Raw genomic sequence first — 25,212 nt, forward strand, 5'->3', positions numbered from 1 at the left:
AACCTTTTTCTCAGGCGGCCACAGCGGGTTTTCCCGCCGCACCGCCATGTTCTGTCACCCAGGCGGCATTGGTCTTGATCCCCCCAAGCGGGAAGAAATGGACCTGTTCAATGCCAAAGCCGGGGTTTGCCGCCTTGTGCGCGGCAAGGGCAGTCAGCACATCGGCGGGTTCATATGGCATCAACAGCTTGGTCACATCCATGGCCCGCTTTTGCAAGACCTTGAGCGACGGGCCCACCCCGCAGGCGATGGCGAACTTGATCAGGGTCTGCAGCTTGGCAGGCCCCGCGACGCCAATGTGAACCGGCAGTTTGATCCCCTCGGTTTGCAGGCGTGTGACCCAGTCAATCACCGGGGCCGCATCAAAGCAGAACTGCGTGGCCATCGCCATCCGTGCATCCGTCCGCTCGGCAAAGGCCGATTTCCAGCGCGCGGCCTCCATCACCATCCGGTCCGATCCGTCAGGGTCGATGTCGCGGTTGCCCTCGGGGTGGCCTGCCACGTGCAAGCGGTCAAAGCCGTCAAACGCGCCCGACTCCAGCAACTGCATCGAGGTGCTAAAGTCGCCCACCGGCTGCGCCACACCGCCGGCCAGCAGCAGGCCCTGGCGCACGCCGACATCGCGGTAACGGCTGATCCAACCGGCAAGCGTGGCCCGGTCCTTGATGATGCGCGCCGGGAAATGCGGCATGGCGGTAAAGCCTTCCTCTCCCACACGGCGCGCAGTGGCCACCATCTCCTCAATCGGGGTGCCGTCGATATGGGCGATGTAGACGCGGGTGCCTGCGGGCAGCAGGGTGCGGAAATCTTCGACCTTTTCGGCGGTGCGCGGCATGACCTCGATCGAATAGCCTTGCAGGAAGGCCTCCAGTTGGCCGTGCGATGGCGCGGCGGCGGCGGTCTTGGTGCGGAAATTGAACAGGGCCATCAACCTCTCCTTCAGGGTCATGCGTGGTGCCTCAGGCCTTGGCCCAGCCATCCGCTGCGATCAGTGTTTTCAGACGGAGGGTGTCGTATTCCGCCTCCAGCCGGGCGGCCTCGTCGCGGGCGACATCTTCCTGCTCACCCTCGACCTCATAGGGGGGCGCTTTACGCCATTCGGCCAGATAGGCATCGGCATCCTTGGCGCCGATCTTCATCGCACAGCGATCAATCGCCTGTTCGAAGCGTTCCGTCAGCTGCACCTTGGCCCCCCGCCGGCCCTTGCCCACAATCACCTGTGCGGGAATGTCACGCCAGAAAACCACTGTCACTTCGGCCATGGCATGATTCCCTCCCGACATCTGCACCTTTCCGTTCTAATCGGCCCTTTGCGACAAGAGGGTGCGTTTTCGACATGGCGCGTCGCATCTGCGACCCGAGGGCAGACAACCGGTCGCCGCATGAGTGCTTGCGGGGGCTAGGGATCAGCGCTACGTTTGCGGTAACCACATATGGAGGGCGGTTATGACGCCCGAGCGTCCCCGAGGGGGGGGCGCGTCGCAAATGCCGATTGAGCCAGATGATGGCTCTCGTCTCGTCGAATCGTCACCCCCTCAAAAGCCGGGGCAGGGCACGCTATACGCGGCGCTCGACCTTGGCACCAATTCTTGCCGGATGCTGATTGCCCAGCCAAAGGGAAGTCAGTTCACGGTGGTGGACAGTTTTTCGAAAACTGTCCAACTGGGCATCGGGCTGGAAGCCTCGGGCCGGCTGTCGCGTGCGTCAATGGGGCGGACGGTGCAGGCATTGCGGATCTGTCAGAAAAAGATCGAACGGCACGGCGTGAAACGGATGCGGCTGGTCGCGACCGAAGCCTGCCGCCGCGCCCGCAACGCCCGCGATTTCATCCGCCAGGTCAAACGCGAGGCCGGGCTGTCGCTGGAGATCATCACGCCGGAAGAAGAGGCGCGGCTGGCGGTCATTTCCTGCGCCCCTTTGGTCAACGAACGGACCGAGCAGCTTTTGGTGGTTGATATCGGCGGCGGGTCGACCGAGCTTGTCTGGATCGACCTGTCAGGCGTGATCCCTGAAAACCGCCCCCGCGCGATCATGAGCCTGCATTCCGGTTTTGACGCCCAGCCGATAGGCGGGGCGCGGGTGGTGGACTGGATCTCGGTGCCGCTGGGGGTGGCCACCTTGCGTGACCAGTTCGGCGATGTTGATGATGACGCCGCCCGATTTGCGCTGATGAGCTGGTTCTTTGAAGAACAGCTGGCCAGTTTTTCCCCCTATAACGCCCAGCATCCGCGCGAAGGGTTCCAGATCATCGGGACCTCTGGCACAGTGACGACTGTGGCCGCCAGCTATCTTGGGCTGCGCCGCTATGACCGGACCAAGGTGGACGGGTTGCAGATGACCAGCGACCAGATTGATTTCGTGATCCGCGACTATCTGGCGCTTGGGCCAGAGGGGCGGCGCACCGACCCGCGCATCGGGCGCGACCGCCATGCGCTGATCATGTCCGGCGCGGCTATCCTTCAGGCCTTGATGCGGATATGGCCAACCGACCGCCTTTCCGTGGCCGACCGTGGCCTGCGCGAGGGGCTCTTGTATGCCCAGATGACCGCCGATGGCGTGTTGACCGAAGGACCGTTCACATGAGTGAAAAAACCACATCTGGCCGTGGCCAGCGCGAATTGCGGGTGCGGGTGAAAACCGCCAAGGGGCGTAAATTGTCGTCCACGCTGTGGCTGGAGCGTCAGCTGAACGACCCATATGTGATCCGGGCGCGCAAAGAGGGCTACCGGGGCCGTGCGGCCTACAAGATTTCGGAACTGGATGACCGCTACGGCTTTCTGAAGCCTGGCGCGCGGGTGGTTGACCTTGGCTGCGCGCCGGGGGGGTGGTGTCAGGTGGCGGTGGTGCGGGTGAATGCGCTGTCACAGAACCCGAAAAAACCGGTGGGCACCGTGCTGGGAGTCGATCTGCAGGAAATCGAGCCGATTCCGGGGGCAGAACTGCACCAGCTGGATTTCCTGTCGGACGGCGCGGATGACATGGTCAAGGGCTGGCTGGGCGGGCGGGCCGATGTGGTGCTGTCCGACATGGCGGCGGCGGCATCGGGGCATAAGGCGACGGACCATTTGCGAATCGTCGCGCTGATCGAGGCGGCGCTGGATTTTGCGTTTGACGTGCTGGAGGACGGCGGCACCTTTGTCGCCAAGGTTCTGGCGGGTGGGGCGGAAAACACCATGCAGGCCATGCTGAAGAAGAACTTCACCAAAGTTGCCAATGTGAAACCGGCGGCCAGCCGGTCTGACAGTTCGGAAAAGTTTGTGGTGGCCATGGGCTATCGGGGGCGGGCGCTTGCAGCGGCAAAAGCTGCGGAAGAGGATGAGGATTGATCCGGTTCTGACAACAATCCGGCCTATGCGAAAGGCACCCCGCGGGGTGCCTTTTCACAAAAATCCTGCGAATTTTGAGGCGTTGCGCCCTTAGCCGCCCCAGCTGCGGACCGGGCCGCAATCCATGTGGACAAAATCAGACCGCGAGTATTTTCCGACGCCGCCAGAGGCACAAGCCGCGGCCGCTTTGGCCATCTGACCCACCGAGCGTGACTTCAACCGCAGATCGGCGGCCTGACCCTTGAGGTGCAGCGAGTTCCGGGCGACCCCGCCCGACTGCGACCGCAGCATCGCATTGGTGCGCGGGCTGCGATAACCCGACAGCATCATATAGGGTTCGCTCACGTCCATCAGCCGGTGCGCCGCTGCCATGATATCCACCGTGCGCGCGTCGATTGCGGTGACGTCATTCGAACGCCAGTCGCGCATGAAGTGATTGATTTCCTTCATGGCTTCGGGAATGTACTTCCCTTCGATCCAGTAGATCGTGTCAATTCCTTCACCTGTCCGCCCGGAGTACATGCGGATGCGGCGAATGTCGCCCGCACCGCGCAGCAGACCGAACGCGTTGGAGTATGTCGGAGCCGCAACCATAACGGACGCGGCGAACGCGCCCAGCAAGCCACGCCGCGAAAAACCCAGCTTCGATGTCTCTGTCATTCTTACGCCTGTCCCGTCGCATTGTTGACCACCTAGACGGCGGTTCGTCTGCACTTATCCCCAAGTGTGCAGATCTTATGCCACAGCATATTATGCAACCCAAGGGCAGATTCTCCGCCAGTTCCCGTAATGACGCCCATCGGCAAAATTTTGCTGAAAGATGCACAGCGAATGTGCGGTATTTTTCTTAAGGAATTGTTGCGAGAAAGTAACGAAATCGGGCGTAAACGTGATCTGCTGGCCGGAACGTGAATGGACAGTGCCGCCAACTTCGCGGAAAGTCGGGAAAACATTGATAAATATCGCAAGGGTGATTTCACGATGAACGGATTGACTGGGGTGGCTGCGCTGCGTGGAATTTTGCTGTCGGCATCTTTTTTGGCTTTTGCCGCGCAGGCCCCGCTGTTGGCGCAAACTCTTCCCAGCCCGTTTGTCCAGACCATTGCCGTTGAGGCCAGCGAAGATGATGCCGTGGCGGCTTTCTACCTCGAAAACGGCTATAGCACCCTGTGGACCGGTGCTGCAGAGGTGGATGTGCAGCGCCGGTCGGCCCTGTTTGCGGCGCTGTCACGGGCGGCTGATCACGGCCTGCCGGTCGCGCGTTATAATGTGACCCGGCTGGCGGCGATGCTGTCGGGTGCGCAGACCGAAGGCGACCGCGCCCGGGCCGAGGTGGCACTGACCCGGGCCTATCTGGCCTATGCCCGCGATCTGTCCTCTGGCGCCACAGAGCCGAAAACCGTTGATCCCGGCATCGTGCGCGAAATCACGCGGCCCGATCCGGCACGGCTGCTGTCGCAGATCCAGACCCGCAACCCCGCAGAGGTTTTGCAGGGGTTGGTGCCGGCCTCGCCCCACTATGCGCAACTGATGCGGACCAAGCTGGGGCTTGAGGCCGGGCTGGCACAGGGCGGCTGGGGTCCGGTTGTCACTGCCACCTCACTGGCCCCCGGTGATGCGGGCGACAGTGTCGTGGCCCTGCGCGACCGGCTGATCGCCATGGGCTATCTGACCCGGTCGGCCACCAGCCGCTATGACGCGGCGATAAAGGCCGCCGTTCAGCGGTTTCAGCTGGATCATGGACTTACCGCCGATGGCAAGTCCGATGCGGCCACCCTGGCTGCGCTGAACATCGCGCCGCAAGAGCGGTTGAAGTCGGTGATCGTGGCGATGGAACGGCTGCGCTGGATGCACGATACCCCGTTGGGCGACCGGCACATCTGGGTCAACCTGCCGGAGTTCACCTCCAAGATCATCGATCAGGGCCGGGTCACGTTCGAGACCCGCGCAGTGGTGGGCAAGAACGTGCCCGCGCAGCGCACGCCCGAGTTTTCCGACATGATGGCGCATATGGTCATCAACCCCAGTTGGGGGGTTCCGCGGTCGATCATCGTGTCCGAATATCTGCCGCTGTTGCAGCGCAACCCAAATGCGGTCAGCCACATGCAGGTGATCGACAACCGGGGCCGCGTGGTGCCGCGCGGGGCGGTGAATTTCGCCGGATATTCGGCGCGCAGCTTTCCCTTCGGCATGCGCCAGCCGCCGTCTGACAGCAATGCGCTGGGGCTGGTGAAGTTCATGTTCCCCAACAAGCACAACATCTATCTGCATGATACGCCTGCAAAAAACCTGTTCAGCCATGAGGTGCGCGCCTACAGCCATGGCTGCATTCGTCTGGCCGACCCGTTCGATTTTGCCTATGCGCTGCTGTCGTTGCAATCGGATGATCCGCAGGGCGACTTTGAACGGCATCTGAAAACCCGCAATGAAACCACCGTAAAGCTGGAGCAAAAGGTGCCGGTGCATCTGGTGTACTTTACCGCCTGGCCGGGGGCGAAGGGACAGATGACCTATCGCGACGATATCTATGACCGCGATGCCAAACTGTTTCAGGCGCTTGAGGCTGCCGGGGTGGCCTTGCCTGTCGTTCAGGGCTAAAACCTTGCTCAGCCACAAGCCTGTGGCGACAGGAGCACTGACATGACCCATCGCATCGCCGACATCGCTGCCGCCCTTGGGGCAGAGTTTGCCGGGGATGGCGATGTCACGGTGCGGGGTGCGTCTGAGCCGCAGCAGGCCGGGCCGCACGATCTGGCACTGGCGGTGAACCCGAGATACGCGGAGGGTCTGGCTCAAGGGGCGGCGATTGCCGCGATGCTGTGGCCTGGCGCAGACTGGCAGGCGCTTGGCCTGAAGGCGGCGATCTTCGCGCCGCGCGGGCGGCTTGCGATGGCCGGGTTGACCAGCCTTCTGGACCCCGGCCCCGATATCGCGCCGGGTGTTCACCCGATGAGCGTGATCGACCCCAGCGCGCAGATCGGCGCGGGCGCTGCGATTGGCCCCTTTGTCACCATAGGCGCCGGGGTCACCATCGGACCGAATGCGCGCATAGCCAGCCATGTCAGCATTGCCGAAGGGGTCCGCATCGGCCCCGACGCGTTGATCCTGCAAGGCGCGCGCATCGGCGCGCGGGTGGCCATCGGCGCGCGGTTCATCTGCCAGCCGGGGGCAGTGATCGGGGCGGATGGGTTTTCCTTTGTCACACCGGAAAAATCCGGGGTGGAGGAAATTCGCGAAACCTTGGGCCAACGTGCGGGCATCACCGCACAAAGCTGGACCCGGATACATTCACTAGGTTCCGTAACCATCGGCGATCATGTGGAAATCGGCGCGAATGCCTGCATCGACCGGGGCACGATCCGCGACACCACCATCGGCAATGGCACCAAGCTCGATAACCTTGTCCACATCGGCCATAATGTGCAGGTGGGTGACGATTGTCTGCTGTGCGGGCAGGTCGGCATTGCCGGATCGGCGCGGATCGGCAACCGGGTGGTGCTTGCGGGGCAATGCGGCGTGAATGACAACATCTTTGTCGGCGATGACGTGATCTGCGGCGGCGGCACCAAGGTGTTCACCAATGCGCCCGCTGGACGGGTGCTTCTGGGCTATCCGGCGGTAAAGCTGGAGACCCATGTCGAGATGCAAAAGGCGCTGCGGCGCCTGCCCCGACTGGCGACAAAGGTTGCTGAAATAGAGAAAGTCATCCAAAAGTCATGAACGCTTCCTATATGTTGCGTGAACAGGAAGGAATGATCACATGACCCAGACCGCACAGACCATCATCGGGATCATTGCCGAACAGGCGCTGCTCGACCCCGCCGATCTGACCCTAGATACACGGCTGGATCAGCTTGCGCTGGACAGTCTGGCCATGGTCGAGCTGATCTTTGCGCTGGAAGAGACGTTTGACATCTCGGTCCCCTTCAACGCCAACGATCCCGGCAAGCAGGATTTTGATCTGTCTTCGGTGGGCGCGATCGTGCGCGCGGTTGAAGGTCTTGTCTCGCAAAAGGCTGCCTGAGCGCTGATGCACAGGGTTGTCATTACCGGCGCGGGCACGATCAATGCTCTGGGTCATGATCTGCCATCAACCTTCGCGGCTTTTGCCGGCGGGAAGGGCGGGATCGGCGCGCTGGATATTCCTGACGTTGACCGCCTGTCGATCCGCGTGGCGGGGCAGGTGCGGGGCTGGACGGCATCGGATCATTTCGATTTGCGGGGTCTCAGCCTTTATGACCGCATGACGCAGTTTGCCTTGTGGTCGGCACAGCAGGCGGTGGCGCAGTCGGGGTTGCAGTTTGACGGGGCGCTTGGGTTGCGGGCCGGGGTGGTGCTCGGCACGGCCGGCGGGGGCCTGGGTACCATCGACGACAGCTATCGCGCGGTCTATGCCGAGGGCAAGAACCGGGTGCACCCCCTGACCGTACCGCGCCTGATGGCCAGTGCCGGGGTCAGCCATATCAGCATGACCTACGGCTTGCGCGGGCCCGCGTTTACAGTCTCAACCGCCTGTGCCAGTTCCAACCATGCCATGGGGCTGGCGTTTCAGATGGTGCGTTCAGGAGCCGCCCCGGTGATGCTGACCGGCGGGTCCGAGGCGATGCTGACCTTTGGCGGCTTGAAGGCGTGGGAAGGGCTGCGCGTGATGGCAACCGACGCCTGCCGCCCGTTTTCGGCCGACCGCAGCGGCATGGTGCAGGGCGAAGGTGCGGCCGTCTTTGTGTTCGAATCCTACAACCATGCCCGCGCGCGCGGGGCCGAGATTCTGGCCGAGGTCGCGGGTTTTGCCATGTGTTCGGATGCACATGACATCGTGATGCCGTCTGCCGAAGGGGCGGTGCGCGCCATGCGCGCTGCGCTGGATGACGCGGGGATTGAGGCGGGGCAGGTGGGCTATATCAACGCCCATGGCACCGGCACCAAGGCCAATGATGCGAATGAGGCGATGGCGATCCGCACGGTGTTTGGTGATGCGCCGCCGCCGGTGTCATCGACCAAGGGGGCGCATGGCCATATCATCGGCGGCACCGGCGCGGTGGAGCTGCTGGCCTGCCTGATGGCGCTGCGCGAGGGCATCATCGCGCCGACGCTGGGCCATCGTCAGGCAGACCCTGATTGTGCGCTCGACGTGGTGCCGAACACCGCGCGCGCGGCAAAGGTGGATGTGGCGCTGAGCAATGCCTTTGCCTTTGGCGGGCTGAATGCCGTGCTGGTGCTGCGCCGGATCTGACACCAAACAAAAAGGCCGCACCCAACGGGCGCGGCCTTTGCAATCCGTAGGCGATCCCCGTTATGGGTTGGTCGCGGACACCGCCGTGTAGGCTGCCGTAAAGCCCTTGAGCGACAGGTCAACCGACACCTTCTGGTCGGGTGCGACGACCGGAACGATGGTCAGCACCGCCTTGGCGCCCTTCTTGAACTGCTCTACCTCAGCTGCGGTGAACCCGATGCGCGAGATGCAGCCAATGGTCGAGCAGAAGGTAAAGGGATAGATCTTGGGCGCAGAGCCGTCGATGGCCATGACAAGGTTTTCGGTCAGCAGCGTTTCCAGCGGCACGATCACCGTGGCACCGGCAGCCGCCTGATTGCCTGCGGGCAGGTTGAACATGCTGAACTCTGCCACGGCATTGTTGTCGCTGTCCCGCAGCAGCTGGTACAGCTGGCACGGATCAGCACCGTCCTCGGTGCGGATGCAGCGCTGTTCCCAGGCGTCAAAGCTGGCCTCGACGTAAGAGCTTCCCACCCCGTCATTGATCACTTCGGTGCCCATCGACAGCCCGCTGTCAATGGGCGCATCCGCGGCTGGCGCGGGGGCCGCGTCGTCGGTTGGCGCGCCTTCGGTGGCGGGGGGCGTGGTCGCGTCTTGCGCCCAGACACCCGTTGCCACGGATGAGGCCAGCAGAAGGGCCACAGCAAGGGATTTGGAAAGGGGAGAAATCGCTGAAAGAGTCATGTCACGTCCATCTGTCGCTGCGTTGGTTTTTCACCATTAGGGGTCGCTGTAACATGTTGCGCCAGAGCTGTCAGGTGGCAAAAGCGTGACCAGAAGCGCAGGCACCCTCAGGGTCAGGCTGCGGTTGGCCGGCAAGGTCCGCGCAGTGCGCAAATAAAAAAGGGCCAGTGATCCGGCCCTTTTTCAACGCTGTTTTTTTGCTCCCTGTCGGACCGGCCGACTTTATGATGGTGACGCTAAGGCGGAAACCCGCAGGCGTCAACCCGTCAAATGATCACAAAATCGCCTGTAAAACATGGCAAAGTGCCGCATGATTTAGGGGGGGCGCGCGCGCTGCATGCGCCGGTCGTGACATTGCCCCCGGCACCGCTGCGATGAAGGCTGGCATCGATGCGCCAACCGGATATGGTTGTGCGGCGGGCAGGCAAAGCCTGTGCGGGTCCGCGTCTGGAACAGGGAGACAGCTGGTGTCGGAAGTGCCTTCAATTTTCGTCGGTGGTGGCGGGGCTGCGCATGGCCAGCCACAGGTTCTGCTTCTGGACCATGGCAATCGCCATGGCCTGATTGCCGGGGCCACCGGCACCGGCAAGACCGTGACCCTGCAGATCCTGGCCGAAGGGTTTTCCGCTGCCGGGGTTCCGGTCTTCATGTCCGACGTGAAGGGCGATCTGTCCGGGCTGGCCATGGCCGGTGATCCGGCGGGCAAGCTGCACGCAGCCTTCATGGCCCGCGCCGCTACCATCGGGCTGGATCTGCAATACCGCGCGTTTCCGGTGACGTTCTGGGACATGTTCGGTGAACAGGGCCATCCGGTGCGGGCGACCGTGGCCGAGATGGGGCCGCTTTTGCTGTCGCGCCTGCTGGACCTGACCGAGGCGCAGGAAGGCGTGCTGAACGTGGCCTTCCGGCTGGCGGATGAGGAAGAGCTGCCGCTGCTGGATCTCAAGGATCTGCAGGCGCTGCTGGTGTTCATCGGTGACAATGCGGGCGATATTTCTACCCGCTATGGTCTGGTGGCCCCCGCGTCGATCGGGGCGATCCAGCGCCGGTTGCTGGTGTTGGAAAATGAAGGCGGCACCGGTTTTTTCGGTGAACCCGCGCTCGATCTGGCCGATCTGATGCAGACCGACCCGCAAGGCTTTGGCCGGATCAACATTCTGGCGGCTGACAGGCTGATGCACAGCCCGCGGCTTTATGCGACGTTTCTGTTGTGGCTGCTTTCCGAACTGTTTGAAACCCTGCCCGAGGTCGGCAACCCCGACAAACCCAAGCTGGTGTTCTTCTTTGACGAGGCGCATCTGTTGTTCACCGATGCGCCGAAAGCCTTGGTGCAGAAGGTCGAACAGGTCGCCCGGCTGATCCGGTCCAAGGGGGTGGGGGTGTATTTCGTCACACAAAACCCGGCCGACGTGCCCGACACCATTCTGGGCCAGCTGGGCAACCGGGTGCAGCACGCCCTGCGCGCCTTTACCGCCAAGGACCAGAAGGATCTGCGCCTTGCCGCCCAGACCTATCGCGACAACCCCGAGTTCAAGACCGAAGACGCCATCCGCGACGTGGGCACCGGCGAGGCGGTGACCTCGTTTCTCGAACGCAAGGGCGTTCCGGGCGTGGTGCAGCGCACCCTGATCCGCCCGCCCTCCAGCCAGCTGGGGCCGATTGATCCGGCCACGCGGGCGCAGCTGATGGCGATGTCGGTGCTGCGCGGCAAATACGACACCGCCATCGACCGCGACAGCGCCTATGAGCGGTTGCGGGCCCGGGCGCACAAGGCCGCTGCCGAGGCCGAAGCGGCAGAGCGCGGCACAGCGGCTGATCCGCAAAGTGATCCGGGCGCGTTCAGCCGGGGGCGGCGCTATGACGGTGGCAGCAGCCGCACGCCAGCCCCCAAAACCGCCCGCCGCAGCAGCGATTCCGTGGGTGAGGCCTTTGCCAAAAGCTTTGCCCGCCAGCTTGGCACCAAATCGGGTCAGGCGCTGGTGCGCGGGGTGCTGGGCACCTTGTTCAAGAAACGCTGATCCGGTGGCCGGGCGATCCGCCCGGCCAACCCCTTACAGTGCCCGCAGTTTCAGCTTCACGATCCGGTTTTCGCGCTTTTGCAACACCTCGAACCGGAAACCGTGGAAGCTGAACGCCTGACCCTCATTCGGGATCATCTGCGCCTCATGGATCACGAGGCCTGCAATGGTGTTGGCCTCGTCATCAGGCAGGTTCCAGTCCAGCGCGCGGTTCAGGTCGCGGATCGTCATCTGACCCTCGATCAGATAGTCACCGTTCTCGGCCCGTTTCAGCGCAGATTCCTTGTGAACCACATCGAATTCATCGGTGATCTCGCCCACGATTTCTTCCAGAATATCCTCCAGCGTGATCAACCCCTGCAAGCCGCCGTATTCATCAACCACCAGCGCAAAATGCGTGCGGCGCTTGAGGAATTCGCGCATCTGTTCATCCAGCGCCGTGGTGTCTGGGATGAAATAGGGCTTCATCGCCACTTTGACGATGTCCAGATCCTTGACCGACCCAAGCGTGCCATCCGTGGTGCGCAGCAGCCGGTCCACTTCGCGCAGCAGATCCTTGGCATGGACCACGCCCAGAATATTCTCTTCATCGCCGCGAAACAGCGGCAGGCGGGTGTGTGGCGAGGCCAGAACCTTGGTCAGAATCTCATCGGGCGACAGGTCGGCGTCGAGCATCTCGATATGGCGGCGGTGACGCATGATTTCATCCACCGTCCGGCTGCCCAGATCGAGCGCGCCCAGCAGGCGGTCGCGATCCTCTTTCTCCACCGCGCCTTCGGAATGGCCAAGGGCGATCGCCCCCATGATCTCTTCACGCAGGGCCAGGATCTTGCCTTCGGGGTCGGCACGTACCCCGAACAGCCGCAACACACCGCGGACCAGCACCCGCACGACCGAGACAATGGGCGAGAACAGAAGGATGAGCACCCGAATGATGGGGGCCACGCGGGTGGCAACGCCTTCGGGAAAGGTGATGGCAAGGGTCTTGGGCAGCACCTCGCCAAAGATCAGCACCAGAATGGTCATGCCCAGCGTGGCAAAGGCCACCCCGGAATCGCCCAGCACCCGGGTCAGCAGCGCGGTGGCAAGCGAGGCCGACAGGATGTTGACCACGTTGTTGCCCAAGAGGATCGCACCGATCATGCGCTCATTGTCTTCGGTCACCTTCATTGCTGCGGCGGCCCCGAGCGAGCCCTTGTCGGCAAGGGTTTTCAACTTGGCGCGCGAGGCGGCTGTCAAGGCGGTTTCCGACCCGGAAAAGAACGCGGACAGCACCAGCAGACACATGATTCCCGCGGCAGTCAGCCAGAAGGCGGAGTCGAGGGCAGAGTTTTCCATATCGGTCTTTTTTCTGTTGCAAGGATGGGTGCCGTTATGCGGCGAGACGGGATGTGGTTCAAGAACTCTTGGCAGGTTTCGCCAGCGGGTGATGCTTCAGAACCAGCGATTTCAGGTGATCATCCAGCACATGGGTGTAAATCTCGGTGGTCGACAAATCCGCATGGCCCAACAGCGTCTGGATAACGCGCAGATCGGCCCCGCCTGCCAGCAGATGGGTGGCAAAGGCATGGCGCAGGGCATGCGGGGTGACCCGCGCCGGAGAGACGCCGGCGGCCACGGCAATGTCTTTCAGCATCAGGTGGAAATGCTGACGGGTCAGGTGGCCATCTGCGCCCGGCCCCGGAAACAGCTGGCGCGAGGTTGGCTTGCCGGCCATGCGCGCGCGGTCTTCGGCCTCATCACGGTGGCGCAGCCAGTCGGCAAGGGCTGTGCGGGCAGGGGAGGACAGCGGCACCATGCGTTCCTTGCCGCCCTTGCCGCGCACCAGCACCATGCGCGGATCACCCCGCGCCGCCGCGACCGGCAGGCCCACCAGTTCGGTCACCCGCATGCCGGTGGCATAGACCAGTTCCAGCAATGCCGTCGCGCGGGCCCGGTCAGCGGGCGTGCGGCCATGGCTGCGGGCGGCGTCCATCAGGCGGGTCACATCCTCTTGCGACAGCGCATCGGGCAGGCGCTGCACGGCCCCCGGCCCCTTGATGCGGATGGCCGGATTGTCGTCGCGCCAGCCTTCGTCATGCGCAAAGCGGTACATCTGCCGGACGGAAGACAGCCGCCGCGCACGGGTGGCCTTTGACAACCCATTGGCATCGCAGGACACCAGATAGGCTTCGACATCGCCACGCGTGACAGTGGCAAAGCTGGAGTTGCGATGCGCGACCCAAGTGGCAAAATCCTTCAGATCGCGCCCGTAAGCCAGCTGTGTGTTGCGCGCAGCACCCTGTTCGGCGGCATGCGAGTCCAGAAAGGTGGAAATCCAGCCGTCAGCGGTGGCGGGGGCGGTGGTCATCCCCGCCGCTCCAGCAGCATCAGCTCCAATGCGGTGCGCCGGGCAATGTCTTCCAGCCCGACATGGCGCAGAAACGCCAGACCATCGGTCACGCCCGACAGGTTGCCCTGCACGCCATGCCCGATCTTTTCCACCGCCAGCAGAATCGCCTCGCCCATCCGCCGCTGCTCCAGCAGCGCGGCAAATTCGGGGGCCGTCCCGGCGCGCAGAAAGGCGGGCGCAATGGCGCGGCCCAGCGATTCTGGCGGCAGCGCACCCGACAGCGACCCCGTCGCCAGCCCGATCAGAAACGCCTCGCGCGGGGATTCGGGTTTGCGGGCCTGGGCGATGGACTCGTAAGACGGGGACAACAGCCCCAGCTCGAACGCGATGCGCCCGGCCTGACCGGTCAGCGGCAGGCGCGACAGATCCTGCGCGAACAGGATGGCAAAGGGCACCTCCAGCTCTGCCTCGGTCATCCGCGCCCAGGCGGCCGGCAGGCTTTGCGCCACCGCCCCCGGATCACCCGTCCGCAGCGCGGTTTCAAACCGCTGGAACGCCTCCACCCGGTCCCACACGCCGCCAGAAGCGGCGGGCAGGCGTTCGGTATAAAGCCCCAAAAGCACGTTGGGCGCGATCACCCCGGCGCGGGCCAGACGTTCGGCCGATTCGATCTGGGCCTTCCAGCCGGCGGTGTCGCGCAACTCTGCATGGGCAAAGGCCAGCGGCAGGCTCTGGGTCGATTGCGGCTCGCCGATGGCCTCGAACATGCGCCACGAAAGCGGCGTCATCCGAGCGGGAATCGGGGGCAGGGCGTCGCCTTCGTAAAGATCGGGGTCCAGAAACCGCGACAGCAGCGAATCTTCTTCCGCCGTCACATAGCCAAGCGCCTGCGCCGTCCGCAATGTCAGCGCCGCCGCATTCCAGTCGCCCGACCGCGCCACACAAAAGATGCGGGCCGGAAAGGTGGGGGCCAGATTGGGGGTTGCCTGCATCATCCGGCAGCCCTGATCTTCGTTGCCGGTCAAGAGCGCCACGTCAAAGGCGCGGCGGAACAGTTCGGGGTCACCCGTCGGCGCGACGCGCAGCAGCCCGGCCGCCTGATCCAGCGCCCCCAGTGCCAGAAGCCGGTCGATCCGTGCCAGCAGCAGCGTGCCCTTGCCGGTGCTGTCGGGGGGTGGGGCGGCTTCGGCCAGCATCAGCGTCATGGTCAGCGCCTGCAGCGCGGGCAGCTGATCGCCACGTTCGCGCAGAATGGCGGCGCGCACCTCCTCTTCCAGCCCCATGCCCCACAGATCGCGCGGCAGGCCGGTGGTGGCGGGCGACAAAAGGCCGATCGCATCGGGCGAGGGCGCATCCAGAATGCTGACCGCCACATCCTGTGGCAAGGCGCCGCCCGTGGTGACCGGGGCCTCGTCACGCTTCACGGTTGCGGCAGGCGACCCGATGGCCGAACCGGCGGGGGCGGCGACTGAACTGGACAGCCAGTCGATGGCCGACAACGGGGTCTGGGCCCCGACCGGCACAGCGATCAGGGTCACCGCGCAGCAGATCGCGGGAAACCTGACCGCAACCCATTTTGCCTCAATCGGCATTCAGCGTCACCGGAACGGTCACCTGGCTCTGATCGGGCGACAGGTCTGCCAGATAGGCATAGCCGGTCAGGGCCGCAAACCCCAACAGACCCAATACAACGACCGCCTTGAGGATACGCCCCATTGTGTTTCTGCCCTTTCAGCCCGATGTTCTGCGCGCCACGGGTTTATCCCGTCGTCTTGCCGCAGTCGCTCTTTATGTCGCACGTAACGCACCACACGGGAACAGCGCAAACTTCGCCACCTCCGGATGATTTCGGTGCGATTGTATATGGCATTCGCGCCGAGTTCACGCCATGAACAAAAAAATGCACGTGATGCGGGCGAAACGCCGCTGTGCCGGTCAGGCCGGGCGCAGACAGGGCCAGACGATGCCGCTCCGTGACTGAACCGAAGGAGGCAACGTGGCACGCCTGAAAAAGACGGTCGCCATGGTGGGGATGATGGGGGCGGGAAAGACCGCGGTGGGGACGGCCCTGGCGCGGGCGCTTGGCGTGCCCTTTCTTGATTCGGATGATGAAATCGTCCGCGCGGCCAACCGGTCGATCACCGAGATCTTCGAGCGTGACGGCGAGCCGTTTTTCCGGGCCCGCGAATCCGAAGTTCTGGCGCGGCTGTTGCGCGGTCCGCCTTGCGTGCTGTCCACCGGGGGCGGGGCCTACCTTGCCGACAGCAACCGACGGCTGATCTCCGAGGTCGGGATCGCGGTCTGGCTGCGCGCCGATCTGGATCTGTTGTGGAACCGCGTGCGGCACAAGGCAACACGCCCTTTGCTGCGCACGTCGAACCCGCGCGAAACCCTGCGTGCCTTGTATGACGCCCGCGTGCCGTTTTACTCTCAGGCAGACATCACGGTGGATGCCAGTGCCGATCTGTCGATCGAGGGCATGGCAGACCGGGTGATCACGGCGCTTGGCGCGCGCCCCGATGTGCTGGATGGAGACATGACATGACGGTGGATGTGGTTCCGGTCGATCTGGGTGCCCGCAGCTATGAGGTGCGGATCGGCCCCGGTCTGATCGACGGGGCCGGGGAGCAGCTTTTGCCGTTCCTGCGACGGCGCAAGGTGGCGATTGTCACCGATGAAACCGTGGCGGCGCAGCATCTGGACCGGCTGCTGGCGTCTTTGGCAGGCTCTGGCATCGCGGCGACGGCGCTCGCGCTGCCGCCGGGGGAAAGCACCAAGGGCTGGCCGGAATTTGCCCGCGCCACCGAATGGCTACTGGAACAGAAGATCGAGCGGCGCGATCTGGTCGTGGCCTTCGGCGGCGGGGTGATCGGCGATCTGGCGGGGTTTGCGGCGGCCGTGCTGCGGCGCGGGGTCCGCTTTGCCCAGATCCCCACCACCTTGCTGTCACAGGTTGACAGCTCGGTCGGTGGCAAGACCGGGATCAACACCGCGCAGGGCAAGAACCTTGTCGGTGCCTTCCATCAGCCCACCGTTGTGCTGGCCGATATCGACGTGCTGGGGTCGTTGCCCGCCCGCGATTTTCTGGCAGGCTACGGCGAGGTGGTGAAATACGGTCTGCTGGGCGATGCCGCGTTCTTTGATTGGCTGGAGGTGAACGCCCCCGCCATGTCGCGCGACCGCGCCTTGCGCCAATATGCCGTGCGTCGTTCGGTCGAGATGAAGGCCGGGATTGTCAGCCGCGACGAGACCGAGGAAGGCGAACGCGCGCTGCTCAATCTGGGCCATACCTTCTGTCACGCGCTGGAAAAGGCCACCGGCTATTCTGACCGCTTGCTGCATGGCGAAGGCGTGGCCATTGGATGCGTGCTTGCGTTCGAGTTGTCGCAGCGTCTGGGCCTGTGTGCGCAGGAAGCCCCCAGCCGCGTGCGCGCCCATCTGCGCGCCATGGGCACCAAGGTGGACCTGAGCGACATCCCCGGCGACCTGCCGGACGCGGGCGCGCTGCTGGCGCTCATGGGGCAGGATAAAAAGGTGGTGGATGGCCAGTTGCGGTTCATTCTGGCGCGCGGCATCGGCGAGGCTTTTGTCGCAGACGGCGTGCCGGGGGATAAAGTGAAAACACTTCTGGCTGAGGCCCTTGCCGCGCGAGGTTGATGTGTTTCCCGAAGTTCAGCGCCAAAGGCTGTTCCACAAGGCCCAGCCATAGACTGGCACCCGCCGTTGCAAATTACGCCAATCATTCTTCGTGCCGCCATCTGCCACCCGATCCGATCCGATGTCGCTTTTTACATAAGTCAGTCCGACAGGCGGGATATCAAAGGACATGCCCTGACCGGTGCGCGCCAACAGATAGCGAAGCTGATTGTCTACCGGCGCAAAAATCAGCTGCTGTTTGAGATAGGAAAGAAAGGCCGCAGCCCCTCGCCGGTTCCAGAGCAGCGCCGATGCCAGCATCGGAAACTGCCAGGACCTGCGCAATTTGCGGCCCTCGATCATTGTCAGATCTTTGTAACGCTTTGCATACGCTGAAGAAAGGTTAATGCATTGCCAATTGATATCAGGGTGTGCGTCCAGCCATTTCAGCGCTTCCTGAATGGTTGGACGTGTTTGCTCGTCAAAGCAGATGTCATCCTCAAAAACAATGCAGTGGTCTTCATCCGTTGACAGGAATTTTTCGAGGCAACGCTTATGACTGAGTGCGCAGCCAAGTTCGCCCTTCTGAATCATGCGTCTGTGCAGCCAACGGAAGCGCTTGGGATCAAATTCAGGGTGGCTGTCCACCACGTCAGGAACAATGGCCGTGACCCTTTCGAAGCGCCACCCGACCTTGTCAAATTGCGCTTTCGCCGACGCCAACCGCTCGGTACTGCGGTCCAGATTGATAAGAAGAATAAGCAATTTCAACTCCTTGCTGTGCCAACTGCATCAGCTCTTTTGCACTGCGCATCTTGGGTCAAGGCAACAAAGCTGCGCAGGTCACACGTAAAGAAACTGACTAAAGGCCCCGAAAGCAGGCGACTAAGCTTTGCCAGGATGGCAGGCGCTGCAAGCGTGTGCTGCGGGGAAAATATACCGAAGCAAGGCGCAAAACCAAGCTAGGCTCTGCTTCCAGAACACTCCTGGAAAACGGTTGGCTGGGGCGCAGCAGTTCGAAGCCTTGGGTAGAACTGGTACCAAAATGATGCAGAGCCTGTTGGCAGTGGGGCAACGGTTGGGGCGGTTGGGCTGGGAACTGCGATCTGGCATTCGCTGCGTATGCCTGTTCACCAGTAGCTTTGATGTAAACAGACATCCGTTTTTCAGTGACAGTCGGTAAAGGAGCCTGTATTTCTTGGATGTTTTAGAGCATCTAGGCTTGCCGCGTGTCAGGCGGATTTTCAGGCTCACACCTTTGAGGAGCGCCAATGAACGATGCGGCCCAAGCTTACGAAGATGCAAAGCAGTTAATAAGAACTGCGAAAGAGAAAGGGGAAACTAAACTCACCTTCTACGATGACAGTTTCCGCGCGCTTGAAAACTTGCCCCCGGAGATCGCTGATCTTAAGAATTTAGAATCGCTCAATCTTCATCGCACCAAAATCACTGATCGAGAGCTCAAGCATGTTTCTTCGCTTACGGAATTGCGGTATCTCAATTTAGGTTATACCAAGATCACAGATGAGGCACTTGCTAACATTTCTAGCCTTGTAAATTTAAATCATTTGGAACTCCAGAATACTCATTTAACAGATGTTGGGCTTGATCGTATTGTAGGATTATCTGAACTGAAGGTACTTGTGCTCTACTACACACAGATTTCTGACGATAGTTTCGATGTCTTCTCTAAACTTCCAAAGCTATCGTTCCTTGCTCTGAGTGGCAACCGGGTTGGTGATAAGGGACTTGGGCGCATCACCGAACTCACTGAATTGAGAGGGCTCGTACTCGGGAGAACCCAGATCACTGATAAAGGGCTTCGTCATATTTCTGGTCTACGGGGTTTGACGAGACTGCACTTGGCGCAAGAAAAAATATCTGATAAGGGGCTCATTTTTATCGAAAATTTAAAAGATATGAGTATTCTAAAACTTGATGGAACCCAGATTACAGATGATGGGCTCCGCAGCATTTCCAAGCTCTCAGCGATGCGTGCACTTTCACTTTCCGATACAAAGATCAGCGAAACTGGACTAGGCAACATTGCAGGTCTCAAAGCACTAACTAGCCTTTTTCTGGACGGTGCTCATGTGTCTGACATGCGACCCATCTTGAACTTTCAAAGTCTTGCAGAAGGCAGAGTTCGTTTCTCTAGAATTCCGGCCCTTGATTATGATCCGATACTGAAGGGGCTGTCGGCTATCGAAGACGACGTGGAGCGCACGCGTGAGACTTTCGCCTATTTGCGTAGTGTCGGCAGTGAATGGCCTCCGATCCAGAGTGTGGTTCCGGAGCAGGATGACTTCCTCCGGGTCGAACTGGGCGATGACGGTAGGATCGATGTGCGTTCAGCGCGACCTTCTGGTGCGGAACTGAGTGACACGGTCAAACGAAAGGCCCATGTCAGACTCAAGACTAGAGCCAACATTTTGGCACAGGTCGCAGGCAACCAGTTTCCACGGCTCGCCAATGCTGCCCGAGAGCTGCAAAGCAGCCTCGATTTCCCTTTTGAAGAGATCGACATGCTCGAGGTACACTTCGGCCTAGAAGGGTTGCGGGGTATATATGAGCGGCGGAATGAAGGTGATGGCGAAGAGCGGTTGACGCAGGATGTGGTCGCCGCGCTAGACGGCGTCCTTTTCGTAGGACCGGGTCTGGTTCTCGACAACGAGGAGGTTCAAAAGCTAGAAGAACGCCGCGACAGGTACCGAGGCACTCCTTCCCAGGCAGAAATTGCCGCTCAAGATGCTGTCTCTACCGCAATCATTAACAACCCTAACATTTTCGGCGAGCGACTGCGTTCTTACAGCCAAAGTTTTATTGCTGGCTCACCTCAGGAGATGGACCGCTCACGCGTAGGGCAAGTGACGTTAAACCGAAATGCGTTAATTACTGTTGGAACGTTCTTCGCAGGAGGTATTCTTAATGGACCATTGGGTGTGATCGGCACCGAGTCAATGGCGTGGCTAGCACAGCACTTCGTAACGCTGTCGGCTGCGATACCGGGGTGGGGCGCTGCTATGCAAGTCTGGTTGACGCCCATCCTCATGCGTGCGCGTGAGGCATACCAAGCTGGAAAGTACTTTATCGATCGCTGAACCAAGTGCAGCAGCCGATGTTTTCCGAAGATCGGTTCTGTGGATGCGTGTTACGTATAATGGACGGCGGCTCGCAGCCGAAAGCGTCCCTCACAGGCCTGTTGTAAGACTTCTCCTCCGCCAAGAAAACCGAGCAACCGCCCGTATCTAAATAGGAAGTAGATACAGGAGCTTATGCTATGAAAACGATCGTCACCCTCGGCATAGCCGGGGGTTTTCTTTTTGTTGCGCGGGGGTGGATCACCCTATTCGTCACCGTGCTCGTTGCTGCGCGGATCAGCCAGACGCTGGCAGTCGTGATCTTCAAGGAGGCGCTGAAGGCGGGGTGGTTCGATGCAACCCGGTGATGTGGTGGCCATCGCAGCCTTTGACGATGTGCCGGAACACCTGTTCCAGATCGACGAGGTGCTGGAGGACTGTGTGACTGGGGTGGCCCTAACTGGGCCGCTGGCTGGGGAGTACGGGGAACCGGAGTTATCGATGGTTCTCAGGGTCTTGGAGCCAGAAGAGGCTCGGCAGGGAACTCAACAATCCCTCTAAGCCGAAGAAACTAATCAGAAAATTGACAAACAACCAAGCAATGGGGCGAAGGCCCCAGATGGAGGACGCATGTCTATTCGTATCCAGTATGCCTACCTGAAGCAGCAGACGTGGCTTTACCGCCGCAACTACCCCAAGGAACTACAGCCGATCTTGGGCCAAGCCTACAAACAGTCGCTCAAGACCGGGGATGCAAGGGTGGCTAAGGCGAGGGCCGCAGAGGTCAACGCCAAGTATGAGGAGATTGTAACGAAGGCCAAGGCTGGGGGCGCGATAGAGAAGCCTGAACCTGTCCGGATCGTTGCTCCTGCCTTTCAACAGGTGACCATTGTTGGCAGGGTCAGCGTGGCGGAACTGGGGAAGCAGTACCTCAATCGCCGCTCAAACGAGCTGCAGTATGGCGGCTTCAAGTCGGTCCGTTTCTCGGTAGGGCTGTTCATCTCGCTTTATGGGAGGCGACCGATCGGGGCAGTGACGAGGGACGATGCCAAGGCCTTTACCCGGAAGGTAGCACAGTTGGGCAAGCATGTTGGAAAGTCCTGCAAGACCAAGAACTATTCCATGGAACGCCTTTTGGCGCTTAGCGAGGGGGAAAGGATCAGTCCCCAAACGCAAAAGAGGATCGTCAGTCAGGTGGGACACTTCATGGCCTGGACGGTTTATGAGAGTCATCTGGCCAGTAACCCCTTCGAGGCTGTGCGGGTGGAGGGAAGGGCTAAGCCACAGCACTTTGAGGCACTGACAGACGAGGAGGTGCTGCACCTGCTCAACCTGCAAGACCCGAAAATCGGGGTGGCGCTGCGGTTTTGCCTGCTTTCTGGAATGCGTGCAGGTGAGGCTGTTGGGTTGGTCAGAGACGACCTGATCTGGAAAGGCAACTTGGGCTGGTTCGCTTGGATCAGGGCAAACGAGGTCAGGAAACTGAAGACGGATGCGGCGGAACGGATCGTACCCCTTCATTCGGACCTTACCCCTTTGCTGGCCGATCTGCCGGGCACTGGGAGGCTGTTCCCCGGCCTCTCTGTGAACATGGTCACCAAGCGGTTCTCTGTTATGCGAGAGCAGTTGCCAATCCAGAGACAGGGGGTTGTCTTTCACTCCAGCCGAAAGTGGTTCGTGACCCAGTGCGAAAGGGCAGGGGTTCCGGAACACTTCACGGCATCCATCGTGGGTCACCAGTCAGCAAGGTCGGAGAACCGGATGACCTACGGCATCTATTCTGCGGGGATCAGCGACGAGCAGAAGCGCGAGATCGTGGAGAAGGTGGGGTTGCCAGTCAAACGGAGCAAACTTGCCGTTTCTGCCTGATGCAGAGCACTATTGGCAGGTGCTGGCTGACTATGTGATCGTCTGGCAATTCAAGTGAAATCTGATCCCGCTGCCAACGGTGGCGGGGTCAAATCTTAGGGGATAGACAATGCGTCCTAAGCTTTTAGGCTTCCTGCTTTTCCTCTCGATCGCCATGAACATTGGGACAGTATCGGTGTCGGCGGTTGCAAGTGTCGTTAGCGGATTTTTCGAGACGGTGACCGGACTCGGTTCTGTAGTGGGGCTCGCTGGTGAAAGGCTTCTAGATGCCAATCGGAAGGCAACGACGTTAGAGGCTGAACTTGCAACCGCGAAGACAGGCAACAGCAGGCTACAGGGTGAGCTAGATGCCGCGAAGAGGAGGGGGGTGGATCTGGATACCAAACTCAAGGCCACTAGCAAAAGAAACGTTGAGCTTCTTGATGAGGTGGCGGTTCTCAGGAAGGATCAGCTTGTAACGTACCGGGGCAACAAGCTGCTGCTCAAGGATGCCGTAGGCGATACCAATGGCCGCATAGCAAGGAGGACAGCCACAGGAGCAACTCGAAACCTTACAGCAACTCTTGGCGAAGCGTGGCCGGTCTATGGCATCGCCGTGATCGTAGCAGCCACCACGTGGGAGCTAGCCGATGCCTGCCTGACTATGCAAGACCTGCATGAACTTGATGTTGCCTTCAACCCAGCGAAGGCGAACGGGGCTGAGGCTCAGGAAGTGTGCGGTATGAGCGTGCCGTCGCAGCAAGAACTTTGGGAGCAGGTGAAGGGAGGCCCAAGGGCGGCTTGGGCGACTGTCAGCGAGGCATTTCCTGACGTGCCCGCCCCTGGCCTATCATCATTCGCAGACCTGTTTCTGACGATCAGAGCTCCATGGTGAAGACCTCAAGGCCTCGGCAGCTTCGGTTGCCGGGGTCGAGTATTTTCCTTTTTTTTTGGCAGATTTTGGGTACCTGATCGAACTTCGAAGGAGCCTTTGAGTGAGCTTTCTGCTGTTGGCCAGATGGCTGGTAAGCATGCCCTTACGGGTGCCACGGGAGCCAAGATCGATGGTCAGAGAGGGGCTGGCGAACGCAATTTGGCAGTTTTTCTAACATATTGATAATAAACAATAATCTACCAGCATGCTCTAATAGAGAAGAGATGGCCAAAGACCGCGCCAATTTTGCACGGTTTTGCAGCCTGTCGTGGTCTGTGATCGCTGCCTTTTCTCGCTGTTAGGACATACGATTATTGGAGAAATTATGAACATCATAAATATGCAGCCGCTCGTAGTAGCGGCACAGGGCTATGACCCTGAACACCTCACACTTCTGGCACGGGCAATGGCAAGCTGGTTCGTTCGGCTTGATAACAGCTACTTTGACGTAGACGATCTGGGGCACAAGCGGTCGCGGGTCGACATTGAACAGACGGCCATGATCCGATTTCGTGAGGAGTACCCAGAAGTCCCGCTCACGAGCGCCCTGATGAGTGCAGTCCTGAAGCGGACGATCCATACTCGCCATACTGTTGCCGACCAGACTATTTTGCCGTGGAATGGGCGGGTGATCTGTCGTCCGGGTGATGCCCGCAGGATAATCGTTGAGCGTGGGGTGGCAACTATCAACGTGTGGAGAGCGCCTGCCTATCGTCAGTTGGGCATAGGGGAAGCCGACCAAGGCGTAGCGGGGGAGTTCTTTGACTGGTTCTTCTCGCGCGCGGCTGAGAAGGAGATGTTTCTGAACTGGCTCGCATGGTCGCTTCAGAACGAAGGGGACAAACCAAACTGGGCACCCTTCTTCTACTCGGCTAGGATGGGGACCGGTAAGAGCGCCTTGGGACGAATCCTGATCAGGCTCTTTGGCGAGGCGAACGCAGTCACCCAGAACAACATCGATAAACTCACCGGTCGGTTCAACATGACGCTTCTTCGTAGCAAACTGGTCGTCTGCGAAGAGGTCAATCTTAAGCCGGGTAGTGGGGATGCCAACACCCTGAAGACCTACATCACTGAGAAATTCACAGCTGGAGAAGCAAAAGGCAAGGAAACTGAGAGGGTCGAGCAGCGGGTCTGTCTTGTTCTAACCAGCAATCATCTACCATTCTGGATCGAGCCAGAGGACCGACGCTACTACATCGTCAATGTGGATCATGACGGATATGCGCGTGGGCCAAGGGGTGAGGAGTTTGCAGGGCTGGTGGGCAGGTTGGAGGCGTGGGGGGAGGACCCTGCCAATGTCGCCCGACTGTACAACGCTCTGATGGCACGCGTGCTTCCAGAGGACTTTTCAGCAAAGACGCTGAACGTAGATACCCATGGTACGGAGATCATGCGTCAGGTCTTTGGCAGTGGACGTGCAACCATACTTGACCAACTGCAGGAGCTTCTCGATCAGCGAGGGGTCAACGCGCTGCCTGAGGCCAAGGTCGTGGAGTTGGTGACCGGTACCCTTAAGGCCAACATCAACACTACCAAGCATCTGATGTCTGACCTTGGCTGGAGCAAGTGTGCGGTTAAGTGGGGTAGCGTTGATTATGCACGGCAGGTTTGGGTAAGACCGGGCTTCATCGTTTCTCGTGGCAGGGTCAAGGGCCCCGACGGCTATGATGAACCGCTAGTGAAGCCGGAGGACGATAACTTTGAAATTATCACAGTATAACAATGACTTTTCGTACGTTGATGAGTCACAACAGTGGTTTGAAGAGATACTCTCACGGTATCTGGATGAGGCTCGTTCGCGGGCCTTATCTCTGGTCGCAGAGGGGGTAGTCGCTGATACCGGCTGCATCGAAACGCCGACGCTGGATGCCAGAAAGGTTCGATTTAGAGGACGACAACTTTATGCATATCGCTTCATCTTCTGCATCTTGACTGAGATGCGGGCGGGCTACGACGATGTGGTCCGTCATCGCTGCAATAATCGACGCTGCATTAACCCTGACCATCTGGAGATTGGGTCAAGAGGCGAGAACCTGCAAGACGAACGGGAGTTTTCAGCGAACGGGGTTGATTACACAC

At 60.7% G+C, this 25,212-nt stretch carries 23 protein-coding genes; 14 read left to right on the forward strand and 9 right to left on the reverse strand.

The window, feature by feature from the left end; genetic code table 11:
• Positions 1–10 precede the first annotated feature (10 nt).
• Together EEB11_RS00300 and EEB11_RS00305 are read right to left on the reverse strand one after the other, a co-directional pair.
• A complete protein-coding gene (locus tag EEB11_RS00300) occupies positions 11–928 on the reverse strand; it encodes a methylenetetrahydrofolate reductase (protein WP_135428308.1) in 918 nt (305 codons plus the stop codon).
• 31 nt (positions 929–959) lie between these two features.
• Positions 960–1,262, reverse strand: coding sequence for a virulence factor (locus tag EEB11_RS00305; protein WP_135428310.1), 303 nt, complete (start codon positions 1,260–1,262; stop codon positions 960–962).
• A gap of 184 nt (positions 1,263–1,446) precedes the next feature.
• Here EEB11_RS00305 and EEB11_RS00310 point away from each other — a divergent pair, with 184 nt between their 5' ends.
• Together EEB11_RS00310 and EEB11_RS00315 are read left to right on the forward strand one after the other, a co-directional pair.
• Positions 1,447–2,583 carry a Ppx/GppA phosphatase family protein gene (locus EEB11_RS00310; RefSeq protein WP_135428312.1) on the forward strand — a complete coding sequence of 379 codons (1,137 nt, stop codon included), beginning with the start codon at positions 1,447–1,449 and terminating at the stop codon, positions 2,581–2,583.
• A complete protein-coding gene (locus EEB11_RS00315) occupies positions 2,580–3,326 on the forward strand; it encodes an RlmE family RNA methyltransferase (protein WP_135428314.1) in 747 nt (248 codons plus the stop codon). The genes EEB11_RS00310 and EEB11_RS00315 overlap by 4 nt, the downstream gene beginning before the upstream one ends.
• Positions 3,327–3,416: 90 nt before the next feature.
• Here the strand turns inward: EEB11_RS00315 and mepK are convergent, their stop codons facing one another.
• Positions 3,417–3,986 carry a peptidoglycan L,D-endopeptidase MepK gene (mepK, locus tag EEB11_RS00320; protein ID WP_135428316.1) on the reverse strand — a complete coding sequence of 190 codons (570 nt, stop codon included), beginning with the start codon at positions 3,984–3,986 and terminating at the stop codon, positions 3,417–3,419.
• Positions 3,987–4,238: 252 nt separating this feature from the next.
• Between mepK and EEB11_RS00325 the strand changes: the two genes are divergently transcribed.
• From EEB11_RS00325 to EEB11_RS00340, 4 genes are read left to right on the forward strand one after another with little or no spacing between them, the layout of a single operon-like run.
• On the forward strand, positions 4,239–5,924 hold the full coding sequence (locus tag EEB11_RS00325; protein WP_245298712.1) for a L,D-transpeptidase family protein: 1,686 nt from the start codon (positions 4,239–4,241) through the stop codon (positions 5,922–5,924).
• Positions 5,925–5,966: 42 nt separating this feature from the next.
• Complete coding sequence (gene lpxD / locus EEB11_RS00330) at positions 5,967–7,046, forward strand: UDP-3-O-(3-hydroxymyristoyl)glucosamine N-acyltransferase (RefSeq protein WP_135428319.1); 1,080 nt, start codon at positions 5,967–5,969, stop codon at positions 7,044–7,046.
• A gap of 40 nt (positions 7,047–7,086) precedes the next feature.
• Entirely contained in the window at positions 7,087–7,350 is a 264-nt protein-coding gene (locus EEB11_RS00335; RefSeq protein WP_103333418.1) for an acyl carrier protein, read from the forward strand.
• Positions 7,351–7,356: 6 nt separating this feature from the next.
• Positions 7,357–8,559 (forward strand): beta-ketoacyl-[acyl-carrier-protein] synthase family protein, encoded by a 1,203-nt coding sequence (locus EEB11_RS00340; RefSeq protein WP_135428321.1) that lies wholly within the window; start codon positions 7,357–7,359, stop codon positions 8,557–8,559.
• A 60-nt stretch (positions 8,560–8,619) separates the two neighbouring features.
• Here EEB11_RS00340 and EEB11_RS00345 read toward each other — a convergent pair whose 3' ends face one another.
• Positions 8,620–9,282 carry an invasion associated locus B family protein gene (locus tag EEB11_RS00345; RefSeq protein ID WP_135428323.1) on the reverse strand — a complete coding sequence of 221 codons (663 nt, stop codon included), beginning with the start codon at positions 9,280–9,282 and terminating at the stop codon, positions 8,620–8,622.
• Between the two features lie 467 nt (positions 9,283–9,749).
• Here EEB11_RS00345 and EEB11_RS00350 point away from each other — a divergent pair, with 467 nt between their 5' ends.
• Positions 9,750–11,300, forward strand: a complete 1,551-nt coding sequence (locus EEB11_RS00350; protein ID WP_245298713.1) for a helicase HerA-like domain-containing protein — start codon at positions 9,750–9,752, stop codon at positions 11,298–11,300.
• Between the two features lie 33 nt (positions 11,301–11,333).
• On the opposite strand, the gene EEB11_RS00355 is transcribed toward EEB11_RS00350, so the two are convergent.
• Genes EEB11_RS00355 through EEB11_RS20195 form a run of 4 tightly spaced genes read right to left on the reverse strand, consistent with a single transcriptional unit; the run spans position 11,334 to position 15,348 of the window.
• Positions 11,334–12,638 (reverse strand): HlyC/CorC family transporter, encoded by a 1,305-nt coding sequence (locus EEB11_RS00355; RefSeq protein ID WP_135428327.1) that lies wholly within the window; start codon positions 12,636–12,638, stop codon positions 11,334–11,336.
• A 58-nt stretch (positions 12,639–12,696) separates the two neighbouring features.
• On the reverse strand, positions 12,697–13,650 hold the full coding sequence (locus tag EEB11_RS00360; protein WP_135428329.1) for a site-specific tyrosine recombinase XerD: 954 nt from the start codon (positions 13,648–13,650) through the stop codon (positions 12,697–12,699).
• On the reverse strand, positions 13,647–15,224 hold the full coding sequence (locus EEB11_RS00365; RefSeq protein ID WP_135428331.1) for a hypothetical protein: 1,578 nt from the start codon (positions 15,222–15,224) through the stop codon (positions 13,647–13,649). The genes EEB11_RS00360 and EEB11_RS00365 overlap by 4 nt, the downstream gene beginning before the upstream one ends.
• Positions 15,214–15,348: a hypothetical protein gene (locus EEB11_RS20195; protein WP_280950233.1), complete on the reverse strand. Its 135-nt coding sequence runs from the start codon at positions 15,346–15,348 to the stop codon at positions 15,214–15,216. Before EEB11_RS20195 ends, EEB11_RS00365 begins: the two co-directional genes overlap by 11 nt.
• Positions 15,349–15,628: 280 nt before the next feature.
• On the opposite strand from EEB11_RS20195, the gene EEB11_RS00370 reads away from it, so the two are divergent.
• Positions 15,629–16,177, forward strand: a complete 549-nt coding sequence (locus EEB11_RS00370; protein WP_135428334.1) for a shikimate kinase — start codon at positions 15,629–15,631, stop codon at positions 16,175–16,177.
• On the forward strand, positions 16,174–17,289 hold the full coding sequence (gene aroB / locus EEB11_RS00375) for a 3-dehydroquinate synthase (RefSeq protein WP_135428336.1): 1,116 nt from the start codon (positions 16,174–16,176) through the stop codon (positions 17,287–17,289). Before EEB11_RS00370 ends, aroB begins: the two co-directional genes overlap by 4 nt.
• Positions 17,290–17,304: 15 nt before the next feature.
• Here aroB and EEB11_RS00380 read toward each other — a convergent pair whose 3' ends face one another.
• Entirely contained in the window at positions 17,305–18,033 is a 729-nt protein-coding gene (locus tag EEB11_RS00380) for a glycosyltransferase family 25 protein (RefSeq protein WP_167852614.1), read from the reverse strand.
• A gap of 506 nt (positions 18,034–18,539) precedes the next feature.
• On the opposite strand from EEB11_RS00380, the gene EEB11_RS00385 reads away from it, so the two are divergent.
• The 5 genes from EEB11_RS00385 to EEB11_RS00405 all read left to right on the forward strand — a co-directional run bounded on the left by EEB11_RS00385 (position 18,540) and on the right by EEB11_RS00405 (position 24,853).
• The gene (locus EEB11_RS00385) at positions 18,540–20,369 is read left to right on the forward strand and encodes a leucine-rich repeat domain-containing protein (protein ID WP_135428340.1); all 1,830 of its coding nucleotides are present in this window, start codon (positions 18,540–18,542) and stop codon (positions 20,367–20,369) included.
• A 179-nt stretch (positions 20,370–20,548) separates the two neighbouring features.
• Complete coding sequence (locus EEB11_RS19410) at positions 20,549–20,716, forward strand: hypothetical protein (protein ID WP_167852615.1); 168 nt, start codon at positions 20,549–20,551, stop codon at positions 20,714–20,716.
• 262 nt (positions 20,717–20,978) lie between these two features.
• Positions 20,979–22,217: a DUF6538 domain-containing protein gene (locus EEB11_RS00395; protein ID WP_245298714.1), complete on the forward strand. Its 1,239-nt coding sequence runs from the start codon at positions 20,979–20,981 to the stop codon at positions 22,215–22,217.
• 109 nt (positions 22,218–22,326) lie between these two features.
• Positions 22,327–23,091, forward strand: a complete 765-nt coding sequence (locus EEB11_RS00400) for a hypothetical protein (RefSeq protein ID WP_135428343.1) — start codon at positions 22,327–22,329, stop codon at positions 23,089–23,091.
• Between the two features lie 364 nt (positions 23,092–23,455).
• Positions 23,456–24,853: a primase-helicase family protein gene (locus EEB11_RS00405; protein ID WP_135428345.1), complete on the forward strand. Its 1,398-nt coding sequence runs from the start codon at positions 23,456–23,458 to the stop codon at positions 24,851–24,853.
• The last annotated feature ends 359 nt before the right edge of the window (positions 24,854–25,212 follow it).

Origin of the sequence: Pseudotabrizicola sediminis, from assembly GCF_004745575.1 — a bacterium.
GTDB classification, from domain to species: domain Bacteria; phylum Pseudomonadota; class Alphaproteobacteria; order Rhodobacterales; family Rhodobacteraceae; genus Pseudotabrizicola; species Pseudotabrizicola sediminis.